General features: G+C 67.4%; 1 protein-coding gene. It reads right to left on the bottom strand.

Features of this window, described 5'->3' with window-relative positions:
* Positions 1 to 173 precede the first annotated feature (173 nt).
* The gene (locus F813_RS0113455; protein WP_017926948.1) at positions 174 to 626 is read right to left on the bottom strand and encodes a transposase; all 453 of its coding nucleotides are present in this window, start codon (positions 624 to 626) and stop codon (positions 174 to 176) included.
* Positions 627 to 1,015: the final 389 nt, after the last annotated feature.

The following is a 1,015-nucleotide window of genomic DNA, read 5'->3' as shown; positions in this document are numbered from 1 at the left end:
CCCCGTATCAAGCCCGCCATGAAACCCCTTGCACCCCGTAGGGCAAGACGGTATCTACAGGGGGCTGGTCGCGCGTTGGAAGGCCCCCGTAGGAGCCGCCTCGGCGGCGAAGCCCCTGCCAATGCCGGACCCGGGCCGGGGCGTTCGCCTGCGAGCAGGCTCCTGCAGGGGATCTACAACCAGAGCGCATCCCAGTGCGGATAATCACGCAGATTGCGAACGAGGCCCGCTCTTAGCGGGTTGGCAACCACATATCGAGCGACGGCCTGGAGGTCTTCTTCGCGGCGTAGTGCGCGATCGTGGAAGCCCTTCTGCCATATGTGGCAGCGCGTACCCGCAAGATGCCCGATGCGACGGGTGGTGTTGGCCTTCACCTTTTGTACGGCAACCGGGAGTTCTCCGTGGTCCAGTTGCAGCAGCCAGTGCAGGTGGTCCGGCATGACCACGAAAGATAACGTCGTGACGGCGTCGTTAACCTCCCGCAACGCCTGCACGCAGCAACGGGCCCGGGCGAAGTCTGCAAACCATGGCCGCCGGCCCGCACACACCGTTGTAACGAGGTAGATACGCCCCGGCTCGCTGAACCGGCCGTGGCGCAGGCGATGCCCTTGTGCCTTCCGTGGCATAAGGCCTCCTTTTGCATTCCGTTTCGCGGCCGAGGATATCAGGCGCTCGTGGCAGGCCTGAATCTGGCAGGGGCTTCGCCGCCGAGGCGGCTCCTACAGGGGCACCCCAACGCACGACCAGCCCCCCGTAGGAGCCTGCTCGCAGGCGAACGCCCCAGCCCGCACCGGGCTCTGGTAGGGGCTTCGCCGCCAAGGCGGCTCCTACAGGGGCGCCCCAACGCGCGACCAGCCCCCGTAGGAGCCTGCTCGCAGGCGAACGCCCCGGCCCGCGTCAGGCTCTGGCAAGGGCTTCGCCGCCGAGGCGGCTCCTACAGGGGCACCCCCAACGCGCGATCAGCCCCCCGTAGATACCGTCTTGCCCTACGGGGTGCAAGGGGTTTCATGGCGGG

The organism is Thioalkalivibrio sp. HL-Eb18, assembly GCF_000364985.1.
Taxonomy (GTDB): Bacteria; Pseudomonadota; Gammaproteobacteria; order Ectothiorhodospirales; family Ectothiorhodospiraceae; genus Thioalkalivibrio.
Note: the sequence above shows the minus strand (reverse complement) of the source record. Positions and strands in the feature narration are given on the sequence as shown.

Excerpts from the sequence above, each read along its gene's own strand:
- F813_RS0113455 (WP_017926948.1), bottom strand. The coding sequence starts at position 626 with ATGCCACGGAAGGCACAAGGGCATCGCCTGCGCCACGGCCGGTTCAGC.